Source organism: Mycobacterium sp., from assembly GCF_002863225.1.
Taxonomy (GTDB): Bacteria; Actinomycetota; Actinomycetes; order Mycobacteriales; family Mycobacteriaceae; genus Mycobacterium.
Genome location: NZ_PKEK01000017.1, coordinates 35,058 through 54,306, shown reverse-complemented (window position 1 = coordinate 54,306; position 19,249 = coordinate 35,058). Strand labels below are relative to the sequence as shown.

General features: G+C 65.6%; 18 protein-coding genes and 4 tRNA genes. 16 read left to right on the top strand and 6 right to left on the bottom strand.

What is annotated here, in order from left to right:
- Positions 1–133: 133 nt before the first annotated feature.
- Positions 134–206 (bottom strand) — tRNA-Lys (locus CYU59_RS03905).
- Between the two features lie 112 nt (positions 207–318).
- Between CYU59_RS03905 and CYU59_RS03900 the strand changes: the two genes are divergently transcribed.
- The 3 genes from CYU59_RS03900 to CYU59_RS03890 all read left to right on the top strand — a co-directional run bounded on the left by CYU59_RS03900 (position 319) and on the right by CYU59_RS03890 (position 607).
- Positions 319–391: transfer RNA gene (locus tag CYU59_RS03900), tRNA-Glu, on the top strand.
- Positions 392–430: 39 nt separating this feature from the next.
- Positions 431–507 (top strand) — tRNA-Asp (locus tag CYU59_RS03895).
- A 26-nt stretch (positions 508–533) separates the two neighbouring features.
- Positions 534–607, top strand: a tRNA-Phe gene (locus CYU59_RS03890).
- A 10-nt stretch (positions 608–617) separates the two neighbouring features.
- On the opposite strand, the gene CYU59_RS03885 is transcribed toward CYU59_RS03890, so the two are convergent.
- Positions 618–1,511, bottom strand: coding sequence for a cyclopropane mycolic acid synthase family methyltransferase (locus CYU59_RS03885; RefSeq protein ID WP_292976084.1), 894 nt, complete (start codon positions 1,509–1,511; stop codon positions 618–620).
- Between the two features lie 199 nt (positions 1,512–1,710).
- Between CYU59_RS03885 and CYU59_RS03880 the strand changes: the two genes are divergently transcribed.
- The 4 genes from CYU59_RS03880 (at position 1,711) to CYU59_RS03865 (ending at position 4,902) form a co-directional block, all read left to right on the top strand.
- Complete coding sequence (locus CYU59_RS03880; protein ID WP_292976083.1) at positions 1,711–2,424, top strand: ATP-binding cassette domain-containing protein; 714 nt, start codon at positions 1,711–1,713, stop codon at positions 2,422–2,424.
- 44 nt (positions 2,425–2,468) lie between these two features.
- A complete protein-coding gene (locus CYU59_RS03875; RefSeq protein WP_292976082.1) occupies positions 2,469–2,768 on the top strand; it encodes a DUF1490 family protein in 300 nt (99 codons plus the stop codon).
- Positions 2,769–3,408: 640 nt separating this feature from the next.
- Positions 3,409–4,224: an iron export ABC transporter permease subunit FetB gene (gene fetB / locus CYU59_RS28950; RefSeq protein ID WP_363113836.1), complete on the top strand. Its 816-nt coding sequence runs from the start codon at positions 3,409–3,411 to the stop codon at positions 4,222–4,224.
- 9 nt (positions 4,225–4,233) lie between these two features.
- On the top strand, positions 4,234–4,902 hold the full coding sequence (locus CYU59_RS03865; RefSeq protein WP_292976080.1) for a response regulator transcription factor: 669 nt from the start codon (positions 4,234–4,236) through the stop codon (positions 4,900–4,902).
- On the opposite strand, the gene CYU59_RS03860 is transcribed toward CYU59_RS03865, so the two are convergent.
- A complete protein-coding gene (locus CYU59_RS03860) occupies positions 4,884–6,230 on the bottom strand; it encodes an ATP-binding protein (protein WP_363113834.1) in 1,347 nt (448 codons plus the stop codon). The two genes, CYU59_RS03865 and CYU59_RS03860, sit on opposite strands and share 19 nt — an antisense overlap.
- A gap of 353 nt (positions 6,231–6,583) precedes the next feature.
- Here CYU59_RS03860 and CYU59_RS03855 point away from each other — a divergent pair, with 353 nt between their 5' ends.
- The 4 genes from CYU59_RS03855 (at position 6,584) to CYU59_RS03835 (ending at position 12,076) form a co-directional block, all read left to right on the top strand.
- Complete coding sequence (locus CYU59_RS03855; protein ID WP_363113830.1) at positions 6,584–9,406, top strand: ATP-binding cassette domain-containing protein; 2,823 nt, start codon at positions 6,584–6,586, stop codon at positions 9,404–9,406.
- A gap of 92 nt (positions 9,407–9,498) precedes the next feature.
- Positions 9,499–10,119, top strand: coding sequence for a M15 family metallopeptidase (locus CYU59_RS03845; RefSeq protein WP_363113829.1), 621 nt, complete (start codon positions 9,499–9,501; stop codon positions 10,117–10,119).
- 87 nt (positions 10,120–10,206) lie between these two features.
- Complete coding sequence (locus CYU59_RS03840; RefSeq protein ID WP_292976078.1) at positions 10,207–11,019, top strand: methyltransferase domain-containing protein; 813 nt, start codon at positions 10,207–10,209, stop codon at positions 11,017–11,019.
- A gap of 100 nt (positions 11,020–11,119) precedes the next feature.
- Positions 11,120–12,076, top strand: a complete 957-nt coding sequence (locus CYU59_RS03835) for an LLM class F420-dependent oxidoreductase (RefSeq protein WP_292976077.1) — start codon at positions 11,120–11,122, stop codon at positions 12,074–12,076.
- Here CYU59_RS03835 and CYU59_RS03830 read toward each other — a convergent pair whose 3' ends face one another.
- A complete protein-coding gene (locus tag CYU59_RS03830) occupies positions 12,077–12,967 on the bottom strand; it encodes a LysR family transcriptional regulator (RefSeq protein WP_292976076.1) in 891 nt (296 codons plus the stop codon).
- A gap of 165 nt (positions 12,968–13,132) precedes the next feature.
- On the opposite strand from CYU59_RS03830, the gene CYU59_RS03825 reads away from it, so the two are divergent.
- Both CYU59_RS03825 and CYU59_RS03820 read left to right on the top strand, forming a co-directional pair.
- On the top strand, positions 13,133–14,035 hold the full coding sequence (locus CYU59_RS03825; RefSeq protein WP_292976074.1) for an SDR family oxidoreductase: 903 nt from the start codon (positions 13,133–13,135) through the stop codon (positions 14,033–14,035).
- Positions 14,035–14,274 (top strand): hypothetical protein, encoded by a 240-nt coding sequence (locus CYU59_RS03820; protein WP_292976072.1) that lies wholly within the window; start codon positions 14,035–14,037, stop codon positions 14,272–14,274. Before CYU59_RS03825 ends, CYU59_RS03820 begins: the two co-directional genes overlap by 1 nt.
- 10 nt (positions 14,275–14,284) lie before the next feature.
- Here the strand turns inward: CYU59_RS03820 and CYU59_RS03815 are convergent, their stop codons facing one another.
- A complete protein-coding gene (locus tag CYU59_RS03815; RefSeq protein ID WP_292976070.1) occupies positions 14,285–14,737 on the bottom strand; it encodes a TIGR03618 family F420-dependent PPOX class oxidoreductase in 453 nt (150 codons plus the stop codon).
- Positions 14,738–14,773: 36 nt separating this feature from the next.
- Entirely contained in the window at positions 14,774–15,790 is a 1,017-nt protein-coding gene (locus CYU59_RS03810) for a ferredoxin--NADP reductase (protein WP_292976067.1), read from the bottom strand.
- Positions 15,791–15,862: 72 nt separating this feature from the next.
- On the opposite strand from CYU59_RS03810, the gene CYU59_RS03805 reads away from it, so the two are divergent.
- From CYU59_RS03805 to CYU59_RS03795, 3 genes are read left to right on the top strand one after another with little or no spacing between them, the layout of a single operon-like run.
- Complete coding sequence (locus CYU59_RS03805; RefSeq protein ID WP_292976065.1) at positions 15,863–17,266, top strand: AMP-binding protein; 1,404 nt, start codon at positions 15,863–15,865, stop codon at positions 17,264–17,266.
- The gene (locus CYU59_RS03800) at positions 17,244–18,149 is read left to right on the top strand and encodes an acyl-CoA dehydrogenase family protein (protein ID WP_292976063.1); all 906 of its coding nucleotides are present in this window, start codon (positions 17,244–17,246) and stop codon (positions 18,147–18,149) included. Before CYU59_RS03805 ends, CYU59_RS03800 begins: the two co-directional genes overlap by 23 nt.
- Positions 18,136–19,218, top strand: coding sequence for an acyl-CoA dehydrogenase family protein (locus CYU59_RS03795; RefSeq protein ID WP_292976061.1), 1,083 nt, complete (start codon positions 18,136–18,138; stop codon positions 19,216–19,218). Before CYU59_RS03800 ends, CYU59_RS03795 begins: the two co-directional genes overlap by 14 nt.
- Positions 19,219–19,249: the final 31 nt, after the last annotated feature.

Sequence of the window (19,249 nt, the reverse complement as noted above, 5' to 3'; positions counted from 1 at the left end):
CCACGCTCAACTCCCTCATCTAGGGAGTGTCAAGGATCAGCCGAAACCACTGTCAACAATCAGCCGAAACACCGTCAGGCATCACCCGAAACCAAACCGTCAAACATCAGCCGACTTCATACATCCTGCTCTGTGCCCCCACTAGGACTCGAACCTAGGACCTGCGGATTAAAAGTCCGTAGCTCTACCAACTGAGCTATAGGGGCGGCGACGCACAAGGATACTGGGTCCTCGTTTGAGGATTCGGTCCCCGGTGCCCTAAGCTGACGTGGCTCCAGCGAACCACGTTGTGAGTACCCCCGAAGAGATTCGGTTCTGGCCCCCATCGTCTAGTGGCCTAGGACGCCGCCCTTTCACGGCGGTAGCACGGGTTCGAATCCCGTTGGGGGTACGCGCGGCGGCGGCGACGCCGGAGCGAGCAGTACAGCAAGGCCCTGTGGCGCAGTTGGTTAGCGCGCCGCCCTGTCACGGCGGAGGTCGCGGGTTCGAGTCCCGTCAGGGTCGCCAGCACGGCGAGGCATTTCCTGCCTACCGGCCAGGTAGCTCAGTTGGTACGAGCGTCCGCCTGAAAAGCGGAAGGTCGCCGGTTCGATCCCGGCCCTGGCCACCGAGATAGGTCAGCCGTCTTTGACCAAGGTGAACTGACACACGTCGGTGTAGCCGTCGCGGAACAAGTCGGCGCAGCCCGTCAGGTACCTCATGTAGCGCTGATAGACCTCTTCGGACTGAATCTCGATGGCCCGCTCCCGTTGGTTCTGCAGCGTCTCCGCCCAGATGTCCAGCGTTCGGGCGTAGTGCGGCCGCAGCGGCTGGACGCGGGCCACCCGGAAGCCGGCTCTGGTGGCGTGCTGCTCGACTTGGGCAACCATCGGCAGGTCCCCGCCGGGGAAGATCTCGTCCATGATGAACAAGATGAAGCGCAGCAGCTTTGCCGGCAGCTCCAGCCCGAGTTTTCGAGACTCCTCCGGGCTGGTCGTGACGATCGTGTGCAGCAGCATCACGCCGTCGGCGGGCAGCGCGGAGTAAGCCATGTTGAAAAAGCTCTCGTAGCGCTTCTTGCCGAAATGCTCGAAGGCACCGATCGACACGATCCGGTCGACCGGTTCACGGAATTGCTCCCAGCCCGCCAGATACACCCGCCGGCTGAGCGGGCTGCTCATCGTGCTGAACGACTTGTTGACCGCCAGGGCCTGGTTTTTGCTCAGCGTCAGCCCGACGACGTTGACGCCGTATTTCTCCAGGGCACGCCGCATCGTCGCGCCCCAGCCGCAGCCGATGTCGAGCAACGTCATGCCAGGTTGTAGTCCCAATTTGCCCAGTGCCAAGTCGATCTTGGCGATCTGGGCCTGCTCCAGCGTCATGTCGTCGGACTCGAAGTAGGCGCAGCTGTATGTCTGCGTCGGGTCGAGGAAGAGCCGGAAGAACTCGTCGGACAGGTCGTAGTGAGCCTGGACGTTGTCGAAATCCGGTCTCAGGCCGGTATTTCCCTGACCCGCAGCCGTAGGGGCCATAGCGCGAGGCTATGCGCTCGCCCGCAACGACGCAATCGCCTCGACGGTGACCGCCCGGTCAGTCGAATTCGATGGGCAGGCTCTTCGGTCACCGTTCGTTCGCTAATGCAAGGCGATTCGGAAGAGCCGGGCTCACGCCCGCAGCAGAAAGACGGGATCTCAGCGATCTCTCAGCGCGGCGTTCCTAGGCTCGGTGATCGTGCAGACCGCATCCGACCACGAGGCAATCTCCCTGCCTGCTTCCGGTGCGCTCAGGGACAGTTCGGCCGAAGGCTTTGACCTTCAGGACATTACGGTGACTCGCGGTCGCGCGACGCTGCTGAGCCACGTGAGCGCCAGCATCCCTGCCGGCTGGTGTACCGCCGTCACAGGTGCCAGTGGTGCCGGGAAGTCGACGTTGCTGCGCCTGCTGAATCGCCTAGCCGAGCCGACGTCGGGACGCATCACCCTCGACGGTGTCCCGATAGGCGAACTCGATGTGCTGGCGCTGCGCCGACATGTCGGTCTGATAGCGCAGACGCCGGTGCTGTTGACCGACAACGTGGTTGATGAGGTCAGAGCCGGCCGCCACGAGCTCTCCGAGTTCATGGTGGAGCAGTTGTTGACCCGCGTGGGTCTGGGTTCGGGCTTCATGCCGCGCGCGACCGCCGACCTTTCTGGTGGAGAGGTGCAACGGCTCTGCCTTGCGCGCGCGTTGGCCGTTGAACCCGACGTGCTGCTGCTCGACGAGCCGACGTCAGCGCTCGACGGCGCTTCCGCGGAGGTCATCAGCGGCCTCATCGTCGACCACGTGACCGAGGGCGGAACCGTCGTTCTTGTCAGCCACGACCGCGACCTCATCGCACGAGTCGCAACGCAGGTCCTGTTCCTCGACTCCGGCCGCATCGTGTCGACGCGCTCGGCCGGTCGGTGAAAAACGTGACATCGATCAGACAACAAAGTGAAGGAGTGTTCGACATGGTGTGGCAAGGGGTTTTGGCAAAGGCAGCACCCACGGTGGTCACCGGGGTAGTCGGGATGGTCGCTTACGAGGGGCTGCGCAAGGTTGCGGCGAAAAAGCCGCTGCGAGCAGCAAGCGTATCGGTGACGGCCTGGGGACTTCGCGTGGCGCGCGAGGCCGAGAAGAGCGCCTCACGGGCCCAATTGGCGGTCGCTGACGTCGTCGCCGAAGCCGCGGAGCGCATCGACAACGAACCCGGGCACACGGCGGCTCACCCGATCGCTGACCTAGCGGAGCCCGATGATGCCGTGCGCTGACGCCGCGATCTCTCCGACGGTCCTGTCTTCGGCAGCGGGACGGATGCGTGTGCATGCCGCCGGGTTGCATCGCGATGACGTGCGGGCCGTTGCGGTCGAGCAGAAACTTGCCGGGCTGTCGGGAGTTCGGATGGTGCAGGTCTTCCCGCGTACTGCATCGGTCGTCATCTGGCATTCCGCGGACTGCGATACCGCGATCGTGCTGGCTGCAGTCGCCGACAGCGCGGGCCTGCCGACCCCGCCGGCAACCGAATCGCCGTCCCGTTCGTCGGCCGCTCACCACCACAGCGGCAGGTCAGGCGGGATCGTCAGCGGGCTCGTGCGGGCACTCACTTCATCGAAGCGTGACGCGGAGCAGGTTCCAGCGGAAATCGTGCGGTTGCGGACGGTGCTGGATCGCTTGGGATATGACGTGGCGCAGCCCGGCACCGAAAGCCCCTCGGCTGTGTCGAGAGTGGAGCGCGCCGCGCCCGGGATCCATCCGCGATGGCTGTGGCTCGCCGTACCGGTGGGCCTGGCGACGATCGGTGTGGCCACGCTCGTGCTGTCGCGCGTGACGCGGTGGCTCGCGGGTGCCGCATGGTCGGCGAACGCAGTCAGCGGCGGCCGGGTTCGACGGTCCAGCGTTTCGCTCGCCGCGCTGACCACCTCTGCGCTGGCTGTGCCCAGTTGGGGTGGTGTCGTGGTGACGCTGGTTCTGGTCTCTGTGGCAGGGGTGATCGCTCACCGTCAGCGGCTGGGGCTCACCCGCGAGATAGCCGTCGCTGCCGGACGTGCTGCGGTTCAACTGGTTGCCGCCGGTGCACTTCTTCGGCTCTTGTTCACGCGTGCAAGCTCGCTCGGCGCCGCCGGTTGGCTGATCGGGATGACGATCATTGCCGGGCAGGTTGCCGGCCGGCGCGCCGTCGGACTACCCCAGGCAAGGGTTGCCGCTACCGGCGGAGTCGCTGCCAGCACTGCCTTCACGCTGGGTGTCCTGTTGATTGGGAGGGTTGTCACGGCGCAGGCGCGCGTAATCGTTCCTGTCGGCGGCATGATCGTCTCGTCCGCCATGCTGGCTGCCGGCAGCTCGTTGCGACGGCTCGATGACGACGTTCGCCAAGCGCGGCCGGTGATCGAGGCTCGGCTGTCTCTCGGACAAGACGGACGGCAGGCCATCGCTGCCTACCGGCAATCCGCGCTGCGTGGTGCCCTGATTCCAGCGATCGACTCCACCAAGGTGGTGGGGCTGATCAGCCTGCCCGGGGCTATGACCGGATTGATCCTGGCCGGGATCAGTCCCCTCACCGCCATCCGATACCAGATCGTGGTGATGTACATGCAGCTCGCCGGCAGCGCGCTGGCTTCGCTGGTCGCGGTCCGCATCGCGGAGGAGTCGCTCTTCGACGACGCGCACCGCCTCATCCAACTGGAGCCGGCAAACGAGCGTCCGTTGCGTCCGCCGTCCGACACGTAGCCTGCCGGCATGCGGGTTTTGCTCGTCGAAGACGAGTCGGGGCTGTCGGCCACCCTTTCCATGGGTCTCAAGGCCGAAGGTTTCGTTGTTGTGAGCACCGTCAACGGTGTCGACGGTCTACATGAGGCCACCACAAGCGATTACGACGTTGTCGTTCTCGACATCATGCTGCCCGGTCTGAGCGGTTATGAGGTGCTTCGTCGGATCCGGACGGCCGGGGTGTGGACGCCGGTGCTGATGCTGACGGCCAAGGACGGCGAGTACGACGAGACTGACGCCTTCGACCTGGGCGCGGATGACTATCTCACCAAACCCTTTTCGTTTCGCGTCCTGGTGGCGCGGTTGCGCGCATTGCGGCGTCGCGGCGCGTCGGAACGTCCGACAGTTCTGACCGCAGGGACGTTGTCGCTCGACCCCGCTCGGCACACCGTGCAGCGAGACGCCACACCCATCGCCCTCACTCCTCGCGAGTTCTCGCTACTGGAGTTCTTGCTAAGCAAGAAAGACGTCGTCGTCACAAAAAACGAAATCCTGCGCAATGTCTGGGACGCCCACCACGAGGGGCCAGACAATGTGGTCGAGGTCTACGTCGGATATCTACGGCGCAAAATAGACTTTCCCTTCGGAACCAGCACCATCGAGACGGTCAGGGGCGTGGGTTACCGGCTGTCGTGCTGAGGCAATTCGACGAGAATCGTTGTTCCGCCCCATGGTGAATCATCGATTGTGACCGTGCCGCCGTGGGCGGCAACGAGTTCCGCGACGATGGCGAGTCCGAGCCCGGCGCCTCCGCTACGGCGGTCGCGGTCTTCGTCCAAGCGGACGAACCGCTCGAACACGCGTGACCGTTCGGACGGCGCGATACCCGGACCGTCGTCGCACACACTGACTGCCGCAATTCCAGAGCGGCTGGTCGTGGCGACGTCGACACGCGAATGTGCATGCTGCAGAGCGTTACTCACCAGATTACGGATCACCAGTGACAACGCCGCGGGGTCACCGATCGTATGGGCCGGGCCTACGTTGGTGCTGATCACGCACTGGGTGGTGCCGCGCGCTCGATCCGCCTCGACCGCGGCGATGTCGTCCAGTGCCACCGCTTCTCGGCGGAGCATGAGGCTGTTTTCGTCGGCGCGGGCGAGAACGAGCAGATCGTCGATGAGCGCCTGCATGCGATGGGCCTCGGGCAGCAGGGTCTTGACAGCGAGGTCGGTGTCAAGCAGCTCGGGGTGGGCCTCGACGACTTCCAGCCCGGAAATGATGGTGGCCAGCGGACTGCGGAGTTCATGCGAGGCGTTACCGACGAATCGCTGCTGTGCAAGGTGTCCGGCCTCCAACCGTGACAGCATTTCGTTCATCGTGACCGCCAGCGCAGAGATGTGATCACGCCCAGCGGGAACCGGTACTCGCTCAGCCAGATCCGACACCGAGATTTCAGCGACCCTGCTGCGAATCGCGTCGACTGACTGCAGGGATCGGCGCACGAGTCGGTGAGTGACGGCCGCTGCGACCGCGACGATGAATGGTGCGCTGCCGGTAAGCAGAAGAGAGCCGACTCGCGCCGTGGCTTCAGCCGCCTCACTCGCGCCCCCGACAATTACGGTGTAGGTGCCGAAGCGGGTCGCGACACGCTGACCACTGACACGCATGTCGTCGTCGGCGACCGCATCGTCGGGCATTCCACGCCGCGTGTCGTAGTCGAAGTTGCTGGTGGGCACCAGTGGCGTTGCCGGTGCCGAACCGGATCGGTGCAGAAACGTCCCGTCAGGGGCGATGATCTGAACGGCAACGATGCGGTGATTGGTGACGAGCAGTGCGGGACTGAGTTCACCCGGCGGATTGGATTGGAGCGCGTTGGCGATGTTGTGCACTCGTGCGGCCGTGGCGTCGTCGATACCCATCAGCAGCGAGCGGTAGAGCACCGCTACAAGTACCGCGCCGGCACACGCGAACGCGATCAGCACCACGATCGCCGACACCGCTGCGGATCGCGCCGGAATGCTCATGTTGGCGAGCGGCTGAAGGCGTGCCAGCGTGTTCCGCCGTAGGGACGCGAACGTGGGCACCTGACCATTGTGGGGCAGCGGCGCAAAGGATTCGCTGAGAACCGACGCGAAACAGTTGCGAGATAGTCTGCGCAGATTCCAAAATATCTGCAGGACAACAGAAATCATATTTCTCAGCGAGTCTTCAGCGGCCGGCTCCTACGCTGCGGCTCATGTCGAGAACTGCAGGCCCCATCCAAAGCGCGACCGCGCCGACCGGGTCAACAATCGTTCGGCAACGGCGGGCGATGTCGAGCGCCGACGCCGGGGTCCGCGGGTCGACACAGAAGGTTTCGAGCCCGCCTTGCTCACTGATGCCGAGTGAAATGGCCTATGCATCCGTCATGGGGGCCCTGTGTGCCGCGATCGCGATCGTCGCCGTGATCCTCCCGCACGGGGGGTGGCTTGGGCTGTTGGGCGTTGTTCCCATGGGGTTGGTGGCATCTCAACACCGGCTCCGTGTACTCGTCACGTCATCGGTTGCGGCTGGAATTACGGGCTTCTTGCTGGCAGGCCTTGGTGGGCTAGGCGCGGTCTGGGTGTGTTCCTGTGTCGGTGCGGTGGCGGGGTCTGTGAAGCGCCGTGGCCGCGGTGCAGCCACCCTCGCGGTGACGTCTCTGTCGTTGGGCACCGTGATCGCCGCGACCGTGGTGGTCTCGATGGCGATTCTCGAACCGGTGCGGACTGTCATGTTGGGCTCCGCCGCAGCGTCGGTGAACGGGGCTACCCGGGTGCTAGCGCAGGTGCCGAGTCTGTTCGCGGCCACACAAGCCCTGCAGCGTTGCTTCGCGGGCGCCTTGATCCATTGGCAGGTGCTCGTATTCCTTGCAGCGCTCATCGGCGTCACGGGGGCGGTGGGATTCGGATGGTGGGTGTTGTCGCGGGTGCTGGAGCGCATGGAAGGCATCCCGGCCAGGCAACTGTTCGATGCGCGCCCCGATGATGGCGCGATCGCGCCGGTGCCCGTGCGGCTGACGAACGTGCGTGTCCGGTTTCCTGACCGCGACCGTGACGCGCTGCCGACTATCAACATGGACGTCCAGCGCGGCGAGCACGTCGCGGTGACAGGCCGCAACGGTTCGGGCAAGTCGACGTTGATGCAGGTTTTGGCTGGGCGCACACCGACGGCGGGGGCAGTCGAACGGCCGGGTGCGGTGGGTCTGGGCCGGGTCGGAGGTACCGCGGTCGTGATGCAGCACCCCGAGAGTCAGGTGTTGGGGATGCGGGTTGCCGACGACGTGGTGTGGGGCCTACCCCCGGGTGTGACCATCGACGTCGAACGGCTGCTAGGTGAGGTGGGCCTGGCCGGGCTGGGCGACCGGGATACTGGCGCCTTGTCCGGCGGCGAATTACAGCGACTGGCCGTGGCCGCCGCACTGGCGCGGGAGCCTGCGCTGATCGTCGCGGACGAGGTGACGAGCATGATCGACCAACAGGGCAGAGATCGGGTGCTGGGAGTGCTGGCCGATCTGGCACGCCATCGCGGAACGGCATTGGTGCACATCACCCACTACCTCGACGAGGCCGAATGTGCTGATCGCACAGCTGATCTCACATCGGATAAGGGATCAACGGTCAGGTCGGGGACGACGCCCGAAACGGCGACTCGGAATCATGGCCGTGGCACTGCACCGGTGCTGAAAGTCATTGGTGTCGGACACGAATACGGCGTCGGCACACCGTGGGCGCACACTGCACTACGGGACATCAGTTTCGAGGTCGACGAGGGTGAGGGCCTGTTGATCTACGGCGACAACGGTTCTGGCAAATCGACGCTGGGATGGATCATGGCTGGACTGACAGCACCGACCACCGGCGTGTGTCTGGTCGACCAACAACCCGCGTCCGCCCGGGTTGGCGCCGTCGCCTGTCAGTTCCAAACAGCTCGCTTGCAGGTCATGCGCCACCGGGTCGATCTCGAAGTGGCGTCATCGGGCGGCTTCTCGCCGCAGGACCGGCAACGGGTCAAGGCAGCGCTGGTGGACGTCGGCCTGGATCCAGCGTTGGCGGACCACCGGGTGGATCAGCTCAGCGGGGGGCAATTACGTCGCGTGGTCCTGGCTGGCCTGCTCGCACGCTCGCCGCGGGTGCTGATCCTCGACGAACCGCTGGCCGGCTTGGATGCCGCGGGCCGCCGGAGTCTGATCGACCTACTCATGAGGCGCCGGCGTGACGACAAGTTGACGTTGATCGTCATCTCGCACGATTACGCCGAACTCGCAGAATTATGCCCGCGCACAATCCATCTCGCGGGCGGATCGCTTCGGGACCCGTCGGGAGCAGACCCAACTGATCAGGTGGCCTCGGTAGCGAACACAGCGCACTTCGGTCGGCGTTCCCGCCGCCCTCTGGTGCTCTTGCGCCCGGTTCCGGGTGACTCCGTGGTTCACCGACTTTGGGCCGGAACCAAATTGCTGACCGTGTTCTCGATGTCGCTGTTGTTGGCCGTCGATCCGACGTGGGTGGCAATCGGGCTGGTAGCTGCCGTTGGGCTGGCAGGTGCGTTAATGGCGCGCATTCCCCGTACGGCGCTACCCTCACCGACTCGGGGACTGTGGGTTGGGCTTGCGATCTTCGGCGCCTTGGCAGCGGGTGCCGGTGGTGCCCCGGAGATCACGCTGGGAACGGTCAGCGTTGGCGTAGGGGGCCTGCTGGACTTCCTGCGCTTCACCTCGTTGTCAGTCGTATTGCTGGGCCTCGGTTTCCTGGTGCAGTGGACAACGAACGTCGCTGAGATCGCGCCCGCGCTTGCCGCCGTGAACCGCCGCCTACACCGATTGCGCATCCCGATGAACGAATGGTCGGTTGCCTTGGCGCTCACGCTGCGCACTTTCCCGATGTTGATCAACGATTTCCGAGTCGTGCATGCCGCCTACCGACTGCGTCCCAGGTCCATGTCGTCGCTCAAGGGGCGAATCCGGCGACGCACAGTCGGACTGCTCGATCTGACGTTCGCCGTCATAGCCGTCGCAATTCGGCGAGCGGAGGCAATGGGTGACGCGATCACGGCGCGTGGTGGTTTCGGACTGATATCGGCAAGCCCATCAGGTCCGAAAATGATTGACTGGTGCGCGCTTTTCGCCGTCGCGACAGTGTGCACCGTCGTCCTGTCGGCTGCATCGATGGTCGGTGGCTAGTCCGCAAGGCCGGCGGATTTTCTTCCTGGCGTGACCGTCCAGCTCATACTGGATCCGTGGTCCGATATCTCTTAGTCGCTGTCCTCATTGCAATGAGCAGTGGCGCGGTCGCCGGCGCCGACGTGCCCCCGCTGAGCCCCCAGGCGCGGGCGGCGGGGTTCGTCGACGTCCGTTCCGTGGTGCCCAACGCGTTGATCGATCTGCGCTACGCGACCCCGAACAACTTCACCCACACGCAGCTGTATCCGGCCGGTGCCCGTTGTCTGGTGCACGAATCTCTGGCGGCCGGGCTCGCCTCGGCGGCCAAGGCGCTCACGGCGACCGGCGACCGGTTGGTCTTCTGGGATTGCTATCGCCCGCATGACGTGCAGGTCAAGATGTTCGACATCGTGCCGAACCCGGCATGGGTGGCCAAACCCGGTAATTTTGCCAAGAGCCACGAGTCGGGCCGCTCGGTCGACGTGACGCTGGCGAACATGTCCGAGCAGTGCCCGCACTGCCTCGTCGACATGGGGACCGACTTCGATGACTTCTCGCCGCGGGCAACGGCTTTCGCCACCGAAGGCGTCAGCATCGGCCAGCAGGCGAACCGCCGGAGATTGCGTGACGCAATGGGTGCCGCCGGACTGTCGGTGTACTCCGGTGAATGGTGGCATTTCGACGGAGCCGGCGCGGGTGTCCAGCGACCGATTCTCGACGTGCCGGTCATCTAGCATCTCACTATGTGAAATAGCCGTTTCTTATTTTGGGATTGACAGCGGTACCCTTGGCGCCGAACCAGATTCGAGGAGGGTCGTGCCATGTCCGGTGAATACCAGGCCGTCTATACCCACGGACATCACGAGTCGGTGCTGCGCGGGCATCGGGTGCGGACCGCGGAGAATTCGGCGGCATATCTGCTGCCGCATCTGCGGCCCGGACTGTCGCTTCTCGATGTGGGCTGTGGCCCCGGGACGATCACCGTCGATCTTGCCGCCCGCGTCGCACCAGGGACCCTGACCGCTGTCGAGATGACAAACGCTGCACTGGATTTGGCGCGCACCGAGGCACAACGGCGAGGTCAGTCCAATGTCGAGTTCGTGACCTCGGACGTTCACGCGCTCGCGTTCTCCGATGACACCTTCGACGTGGTGCACGCTCATCAGGTGTTGCAGCATGTCGCCGACCCGGTCCAGGCGCTGCGTGAGATGCGGCGCGTGTGTAAGCCCGGCGGTGTCGTCGCCGCCCGCGATGCCGACTACGCGGGATTCACCTGGTTCCCGGAGCTTCCGGCGCTTGAGCACTGGAGGGCACTCTATTCCGCGGCCGCGCGGGCCAATGGCGGTGAACCCGACGCGGGACGGCGACTGCTGTCCTGGGCCCGGCATGCCGGGTTCGAGGACATCGCGCCCACCGGGGGGCTCTGGTGTTTTGCGACTCCCGAGACCCGCGACTGGTGGGGCGGGATGTGGTCCGACCGGATCGTCGAGTCGGCCTTGGCGCGACAACTCGTCGACTCCGGGATGGCCACCACGGCCGAACTCGCCGAAATCGCGGCGGCGTGGCGGCAGTGGGCCGCCGCCCCCGACGGCTGGCTGGCCATCCCGCACGGCGAGATTCTCTGTCGCGGCTAGTCCTGTCGCTGCATCACGGCTGATCAGAGCCGTGATATTGGCATTCTCTTTTTTTGCAAGTACGTTATCGTCAGAAAGAAAACGATACTTTGGAGGACACGTGCGTCTCGGAGTAATGATCGGCGCCGAGCGTGGCGATTCCGCCCGCAAAGTCAGCAAGCTGCTCGCCGACATCGAATGGGCCGAAGCGGCGGGCATGGACACCGCGTGGATTCCCCAGGTGCCGAACGACTTCGACGCACTGCTGGCCGTCGCACTGATGGGAACCCGCACCAGCCGCATCGAGCTGGGCACCGCGGTCGTGCCGCTACAGGCGCAGCACCCGATTGCTCTCGCGCGGCAGGCTTTGTCGACGCATGCCGCGACCGGTGGCCGGCTGGCGCTGGGCGTCGGGCCGTCGCATCACTGGATCATCCAAGACATGCTGGGCCTGCCGTATGAGAAACCGGCCGCCTACACCCGCGACTACCTCGAGGTGCTGCGTGCGGCGTTCGCCGGACCAGGCTCGATCGACGTGGAGAACGACCACTTCACCGTGCACAATCCGAACGATCTCGCGCCGATCGCGCCGCTACCGGTGTTCGTCGCAGCGCTCGGGCCGGTGATGCTTCAGCTGGCCGGTGAACACGCCGACGGCACGGTGCTGTGGATGGCCGACGAGCGATCGGTCGCCGAGCACGTTGTCCCGCGGATCACCAAGGCCGCTGCCAACGCCGGACGCCCGGCGCCCCGCATCGTTGCCGGAATTCCGGTATGCCTCTGTGCCGCAAGCGAAGTCGATGCAGCCAAGGAGCGGGCCAACCGGATTCTGGGTGAAGCCGAAGTGTCGCCGAACTACCAGCGGCTGCTGGATCACGGCAATGCCCGCGACGTCGGTGACATCTGCGCAGCCGGCGACGAGGATGCCATCCTGGCACGGATGCGGCGATTCGCCGACGCCGGAGTGACCGACCTGTCGGTGCGACTGCTGCCGATCGGCGACAACCGCGACGAGCTGATCGCCTCGAAGCGACGGACCCGCGAGGTCATCGCCGAATTGGGCGCGCAGCTCCGCTGACTACGGCGCAGCGAGATGCTGCGCGGCGAGCTTGCAGAATGCGGCAACCAACCGGTTGCGGTCATCAGCGCGACACGCGACCACGACGTGGCTGGGCTCGACGCCTTCGAGTGGAATCGTCGTCAAGTCCGGGCGCAGGGCACCGATGTGCGGACCACTGGCCGTGATCGCCACCGCCTGCCCAGCCGCAATGACTTCGAACTTGTCCTCGAGCGCTTCGATGACCGGCCCGCCGGGGGCGCGTCGACCGTCCGGGCGGGGATCTACCCGCCAGAAGGCGCTCCAGGCCGGGTCCGAGCCGCGTATCTGCGGCATCGGCTCGTCGGCGATGTCGTCGATCGTGATCGACTCCTTGCCGGCCAGCCGATGACTCTTCGGCACCACCACGACGCGGGGCTCGTCGTACAGGATCGTCACGTGCAGCTGATCGGTCGGAAATGGCAACCGCGTCACCACGGCGTCGACCCGGTGATCAAGCAGCGACTCGCGCGCGACGTTCCAATCCAGATGCACGGTATGCACATCGGCTTCCGGGTGTTGGCGCCGCATTTCCAGCACGGCCGGGGTGACGATCAGGCCCGTCGTGTAGCCGATGGTGATCCGGCTGGGCTGGGCGGCGGCGCGGGTCTGCGCGGCCGCGCGCGCCGCCGAACGCAGCAGCGCCTTCGCCGACGGCAGGAAGGTCGCGCCGGCCTCGGTGAGTTGAGCGCCCTGCGGGGTGCGGTCCAGCAACCGGGCGCCCAGTTGCTGTTCGAGCCGGCGGATCTGGCGGCTCAGCGACGGCTGCGCCACCCGGAGGCTGGCGGCGGCACGGCCGAAATGACGATGCTCGGCCACCTCGACGAAGTAGCGCACCAACCGCAGATCGAGATCGGCTGAGGTGTCCTCCATGCACAAATGGTAACCGCCCGACACGGCATCTCGTTATCAAAGATGCTTCTCACGTGCGGTGATGCCTGATGTGTATTGACTCATCCGAAACAAGACTTGGACGATCCCGTGGTGCCGACAGCAAGGTGGGAGTTACCGATTCATCGTCATTACAGGGAGCACACCATGCGAGTTTTCGTCACCGGCGCGTCGGGTCATATCGGGTCAGCAGTGGTGCCCGAGCTGATTCAGGCCGGACACCAGGTCATCGGACTGGCCCGCTCCGAGCAGTCCGCAGCGGCGCTGGAAGCAGTCGGAGCCGAGGTGCACCGGGGGACGCTCGACGACCTCGACGGTCTGCGCGAGGCGGCCGCGGCCGCTGACGGCGTGATCCACTTGGCGTTCCACCACGACTTCGGCGACTTCCTCGGCTCCGTCGAGAAGGATCGGCGCGCCGTCGAGGCGATCGGTGAGGCGCTCGTCGGCTCGGGCAAGCCGTTGGTTGGCACATCGGGCACGCTGATGGTGGCCTTTGTCGAGGGGCGACCGGCCACCGAAGAAGACACCTTGCCCGCCGGGCCGCGAATCGACGCGGAGAACTATGCGATTGCCTTGGCGGAGCGCGGCGTTCGGTCTTCGGTCGTTCGGCTCGCACCGCTGGTGCACAGCAACCTGGACCACCACGGCTTCACCAACCACATCATCGATTGCGCGCGCAAGGCAGGCTTCTCCGCCTACATCGGCGACGGCGCCAACCGCTGGCCGGCCCTGCACACCCTCGATGCCGCGCGGCTTTATCGGCTGGCACTGGAGAACGCCCCGGCCGGTTCGCGTCTGCATGGCGTCGCCGACGAGGGCGTGCCGTTCCGCGACATCGCCGAGGCCGTCGGTCGCCACCTGGATCTGCCGACCAAGAGCGTCACCGGTGACCAGATCGCCGAGCACTTCGGTTTCCTCGCGGCATTCGCCGGGTTGGACGATGCGACATCCAGCGAGCTGACGCAGAAGCTGCTCGGGTGGCGCCCGGAACACCCGGGGCTGCTGGCCGACCTCGACGACGGCCACTACTTCGCCGAAGCACAACACTGATGGCAGGCGTGGTCGAAGCCGCTCGAACGGCGTTGGGGCCGTTAGGTGTCTGTCTGCCGGGCTCGTTGACCGTTGCCCTCGATGTTGATCTGCAACGCGATGCAGTGCGGCGTCTCGACCACGTCGGCTACCGGACGGTCTGGGTCAACGAGACGATCGGCAAGGACGCCTTCGTGCAACTGGGCGTGTTGTTCAGCGAGGCGGAGCGGATGGTGTTCGGAACCTCGCCCCGGCGCTGACCGGACTCGGTCAGCCGCGTCCCGGGTTGGTGTAGACGCGGTCCGGGGTGATCAGCACCGCGGTGCGACGCTCTTCGCGCATCACCCGGTCATAGGTGTCCCAGTCGTCGTGGGTGCCGCCGGCCGCGGCGAAGATCTCGCGAAGGATCACCCTCAGCCGCTCGTCGTCCACGTCGGGATGCGGGTCGTCGGGCCCGATGAGCTGGGCGGTGCCCTCGACGGTGGCCCATTGCCAACCGGCCCTCGCCGTGACGGTGGTGCGGGGATCGGCACGCAAGTGGCCGAGCTTGCGCGCACTGCCAATGGCCACCAGCCCGACGACCGGTTCCTGGGTCAGCGGGTGGGGCAGGACTCCGGCATTGACGACGGACGCCTGCGCGCTGCCGTCGCGCCGCAGCGTCGTGAACACAACGAGGCCCTGATCGGAAGAAGCGACGTCAGCGAAGGCGGGAAGGTCGGTCATACGCGATTCAGCCCCGGACGGCCGATTTACATTCCCCTACTCGTATTCCACGGTGATCGACGTGGTGTCCGGGACGGCCTGGCAGGTCAGGATGTAACCGTCTTCGATCTCATCGTCTTCGAGCACGTCGTTGGTGCGCATGGTGGCTTCGCCCTCGACGAGCTTGGCGATGCACGTTCCGCAGTTGCCGGCCTCGCAGCTGAACGGCGGTGACAAACCTGCCCGTCGCGCGCTCTCCAGCAATGTCTCCCCGGGCACCCGCGGCACGGACACTTTCTTACGGTTCAGTCGGATGTTCACCGTGCCGCCCGAGTCGACGTCACCCGCGGCTTCCGATACCTCCGGCGCCGGAGCCTTGACCGGCGGCGTGGCATCGAAATCCTCGACCATGACATTCGCCGTGTCGGGCAGCGCAGACCGGACGACGGCCATGAAGCCCTCGGGGCCGCAGACGTAGCAGTCGGCGCCGGTGTCCGCACCGACGAAGGTCTGGACCTCGGCTGCGCCCAGCAGTCCCTGCTCGTCATCGAGGTGGCGCTGGACCGTCAGCCGTCCGGGATGGCGCGCAACCAAATCGTCGAGCACCGCGTCGAAGATCGCCGAATCCCGGTCCCGGTCGGCGCACAGAATCCGCACCGCACGATCGGTCCCGGCTAACGCGCTCTTGGCCAGCGACAGAATCGGTGTGACGCCACTGCCGCCGGCGAAAGCCAGCAGCGGGGCGGTGGACGGGCTGAGCACGAACGTTCCCGCGGCCCGGGTCATGGTCAGCACGTCGCCCTCGACCACGTTGTCCACCAGCCAGTTCGACACCCGACCGCCGGCGACCCGCTTGACCGTGGTCATCAATTCGGCATCGGTCTCGGGGGCACTCGACATCGAATACGAGCGGTACAGATCCTCGCCGGCAACGGTCACCTTGAACGTGCTGAACTGCCCGGCCCGATAGGAAAAGGGTTGCTCTTCCGGGGCGAGCACGTAGGTACGGCTGTCGGCGGTTTCCTTGACGATCCGAGTCACCGTCGCGCGCTGGAACACGTGGCGTTCCACCATCCGTACACCATCCCTACTTTGCGTTCTTCGCCTGAGAGAATACTATTCTCTCAAAACGATAGGATCTTCTCAATGTCCCCGACCGCGCTGGTCTTCGAGGAGCGGCAGTACACATTGCCGCAGCTCGAGGCGTTGGCGAACGGCCTGGCTGCCACCTTGCGGGCCCGGGGTGTGACGGCGGGCCAGCGGGTCGCGTTGATGACGTCCAATCGTCCCGAATTCGTCATCGCGCTGCACGCGATCTGGCGGCTGGCCGCGGTCGTGGTGCTGATCAGTCCGGCATGGAAGCGGCACGAGGTTGAGCATGCCCTGGCGCTGACCAACCCGCCGCACGCGGTCGGCGACCATGAGGTGCTGTCGGGTCTGATGCCGATGCTGCATCTCGACGAGCCGATCGTTTCCGGCGATCCGGCGCCCACCCCACCTCCGGCGCCCGATGCCGACGCAGTGCTGGCGTTCAGCTCGGGAACCACGGGCCTACCGAAAGCCGTTCGGCACAGCCATCATTCGCTACAGGTCGCGGTGGGTCACTGGCGCGATGCGATGGGCTTGACCGCGCGTGACCGCATCCAGATCGCCACGCCGCCGTCGCACATCCTCGGCTTGCTGAACATCATGACGGCTCTGCAGACCGGCGTATGGATGCGCCTGCACCGGCGGTTCGACATCGACCGCATGTTGCAGCACATCCAGAATGACCGGATCACCGTCGAGATGGCCGTCGCACCAATCGCTTTGGCGATCGCTGGTCACGCGAGGCTCGAGTCCTACGATCTGTCCTCGCTGCGTTTCATCATGTGGGGCGCGACGCCGGTCAGCGCCAGTGTGGCCGAGACCGTCACCCGCCGTACCGGAGTCGGCTGGGTTCCGGCGTACGGCACCACCGAGTTGCCGGTGATCGCCTGCAACCCGCTCGACGGCGCGCGACTCGACTCCGTCGGCCGGCCGGTGCCCGGTGTCGAGGTCCGGGTGACGTCGTCGCAGACCGAGGAGCCGGTAGGTCCCGGTGAGATCGGCGAGATCCAGGCGCGCGCCGAGTCTTTGATGTCCGGCTATCTGCCCCGCGAAGCGACGCGAGAGGTGTTGCGCGACGGCTGGTATCGCACCGGTGATATCGGCTACCTGGATGCCGACGGCTGGTTGCGGATCACCGACCGGTCCAAAGAGATGATCAAGGTTCGCGGCTTCCAAGTCGCGCCCGCGGAAATCGAGACCGTGCTGCACGAACATCCCGCCGTCGACGATTGCGCGGTGTTCGGCATCCCGGACGGTGCCGACGGGGAATTGGTCGTCGCGGCCGTTGCCGTCCGTGAGCCGGTTGACGCCGACGAGCTCACCGCACGGGTCGGTGAGCGTCTGGCGTCCTATAAACGTCTGAGCCGTGTCGTGTTCGTGCCGGAAATACCTCGGCTGCCTTCCGGGAAGGTGCTGCGCCGAGTTCTCAAGGAGCGCTATGGATGTACGTCTGACAGCTGAACAACAACAGCTCCGTGATGCGGCCGCGAAACTGGCCGACGATCTCGGTCCGGGCTCGGTGCAGGATCTCGGTGACTCCGAGCGAATCGCCAGGCTCGACAAGCAGATTCAGCAGGCCGGCTGGCGATCGCTGCGTTCGGACGAGGCATCCGCGGTGGAAGTGGTGATCGTCGCCGAGGAGTTCGGCCGCGGGTTGGTCGACGCGCCGTTTCTCGGTCCGGTGCTGGCCGACGACCTGGCCCGGCGGCTCGGTGACGACGGATCCGGGTCGACCGTCGCGGTCGGTGGCCGGGCAATCGACGCGCGCGGTTACCGACGGGCGTTGACGCTCGATGGCACGACGGTGTCGGCCGTCGACGTGGGCGCCGTCCGGGACGCCGTGGACCTCACCCGATCCACTGCAGATCTTGGCGAAAACGCCACTGCGATAGGTGAGCTCGACGCTGACGCCGCTCGGCGGTGGTTGGCGCTCGCACTGGCCACCACATCGGCAGACCTGGTGGGCGCAGCCCGTGGCGCGCACACTCTGGCGGTCGAGTACGCGAAAATTCGCGAGCAGTACGGTAATTCGATCGGTTCGTATCAGGCCGTCGCGCATCTGCTTGCCGAAAGCCTGGCACTCATCGAGGGCTCGGTGAGCATTCTCCGGCACGCCGCGTGGGCCGTCGACGAACTGGATCCGGACGAGGCGATCCGCGCCGGGCGGTTCGCGAAAGTCTACTGCGGCCGTGCCGCGCGGACCGTGTGCGAGACCGCGATCCAGGTGCACGGTGGAATCGGCAACACCTGGGAATGCCTGGCGCATGTCTTCCTGCGCCGCGTGCTCACCTCGACCGAACTGTGGCCCGTCAAGCTGGAGGAGATCAGCGTTGGACTTCCGTGATTCATCCGAGGAAGCGGCCTTCCGGGATCGACTGCGATCGTGGCTTTCGCTGCATGCCAAAGAGTTTCCCAGCTCGGGCGACGAGTACTGGGCGCGGCAGGGCGAGTGGCACCGGGCGCTCTATGAAGGTGGATTCTTTGGATTGTCCTGGCCGCGCGAGTACGGCGGCCAGGAACTTCCACCCGTCTACGACGTCATCCTCGACGAGGAGTTGGCACGTGCCGAGGCGCCGCCACGGCCCAGCCTCGGTTATCTGGTCGCGGGACTGAGCCGGCACGGCAGCAAGGAACTGTGCACCCGGTTCCTGCCGGGCATGATCAACGGCACCGAGCGGTGGTGTCAGGGCTTCAGCGAGCCGGGCTCCGGCTCCGACCTTGCTTCGTTGACCACCACCGCGACCCGGGACGGCGACAACTACGTCATCAACGGACACAAGATCTGGACCAGCTACTCCGATGTCGCCGACTGGTGTCTACTGCTGGCCCGTACCGATTCCGAGGCCAAGCGGCACCGCGGCATCTCGGCCTTCATCATCCCGATGAAACAGCCAGGCGTGCAACAGCGTCCACTGCAGATGATCAATGGTGTCACCACCGAGTTCGGTCAGGTGTCCTTCGACGGAGCCACCGTGCCGGCCGAGAACATGGTCGGCGCACCCGGCGAAGGATGGCCGCTGGCGATGACCGTGGTCGGCCACGAACGCGAGCCGTCGACCCTGGGTTACGCGGCGCGCTACGGCAAGCTCGTTCGGCAGCTGGCCGCCCGCAGCGGCGATACGCCCAACGAGGAACTTGCCTGGGCCGCAGTGCAAACCGAGATGCTGACCCACCACGTCCGGCGGCGGCTGTCCGAGCAACTCGACGGCGTCACGCACACATCGGACGGGTCGCTGGACAAGCTGCTGATGACCTGGGTCGAGCAGTCGGTCGGCCATGCCGCGCTGGCGGTGGGCGGCATCGACGATCCGAACCTGCTCAGCGCGTACCTCTACAGCCGGGCACAGAGTGTCATGGGCGGCACGTCGCAGATCCAGAAGAACATCATCGCCTCACGAATATTGGGGTTGTAACAGTTATCGAAGCGGGTCACGACCCAGAAGG

Bases quoted from the DNA above. Each gene is read 5' to 3' on its own strand.
- CYU59_RS03800 (WP_292976063.1), top strand. From the start codon at position 17,244: ATGGATGTACGTCTGACAGCTGAACAACAACAGCTCCGTGATGCGGCC.
- CYU59_RS03810 (WP_292976067.1), bottom strand. From the start codon at position 15,790: ATGGTGGAACGCCACGTGTTCCAGCGCGCGACGGTGACTCGGATCGTC.
- CYU59_RS03845 (WP_363113829.1), top strand. From the start codon at position 9,499: ATGAGCAGTGGCGCGGTCGCCGGCGCCGACGTGCCCCCGCTGAGCCCC.
- CYU59_RS03855 (WP_363113830.1), top strand. From the start codon at position 6,584: ATGCCGAGTGAAATGGCCTATGCATCCGTCATGGGGGCCCTGTGTGCC.
- CYU59_RS03840 (WP_292976078.1), top strand. From the start codon at position 10,207: ATGTCCGGTGAATACCAGGCCGTCTATACCCACGGACATCACGAGTCG.
- CYU59_RS03815 (WP_292976070.1), bottom strand. From the start codon at position 14,737: ATGACCGACCTTCCCGCCTTCGCTGACGTCGCTTCTTCCGATCAGGGC.
- CYU59_RS03805 (WP_292976065.1), top strand. From the start codon at position 15,863: ATGTCCCCGACCGCGCTGGTCTTCGAGGAGCGGCAGTACACATTGCCG.
- CYU59_RS03885 (WP_292976084.1), bottom strand. From the start codon at position 1,511: ATGGCCCCTACGGCTGCGGGTCAGGGAAATACCGGCCTGAGACCGGAT.
- CYU59_RS03825 (WP_292976074.1), top strand. From the start codon at position 13,133: ATGCGAGTTTTCGTCACCGGCGCGTCGGGTCATATCGGGTCAGCAGTG.
- CYU59_RS03830 (WP_292976076.1), bottom strand. From the start codon at position 12,967: ATGGAGGACACCTCAGCCGATCTCGATCTGCGGTTGGTGCGCTACTTC.
- CYU59_RS03860 (WP_363113834.1), bottom strand. From the start codon at position 6,230: ATGAGCATTCCGGCGCGATCCGCAGCGGTGTCGGCGATCGTGGTGCTG.
- CYU59_RS03820 (WP_292976072.1), top strand. From the start codon at position 14,035: ATGGCAGGCGTGGTCGAAGCCGCTCGAACGGCGTTGGGGCCGTTAGGT.
- CYU59_RS03875 (WP_292976082.1), top strand. From the start codon at position 2,469: ATGGTGTGGCAAGGGGTTTTGGCAAAGGCAGCACCCACGGTGGTCACC.
- CYU59_RS03865 (WP_292976080.1), top strand. From the start codon at position 4,234: ATGCGGGTTTTGCTCGTCGAAGACGAGTCGGGGCTGTCGGCCACCCTT.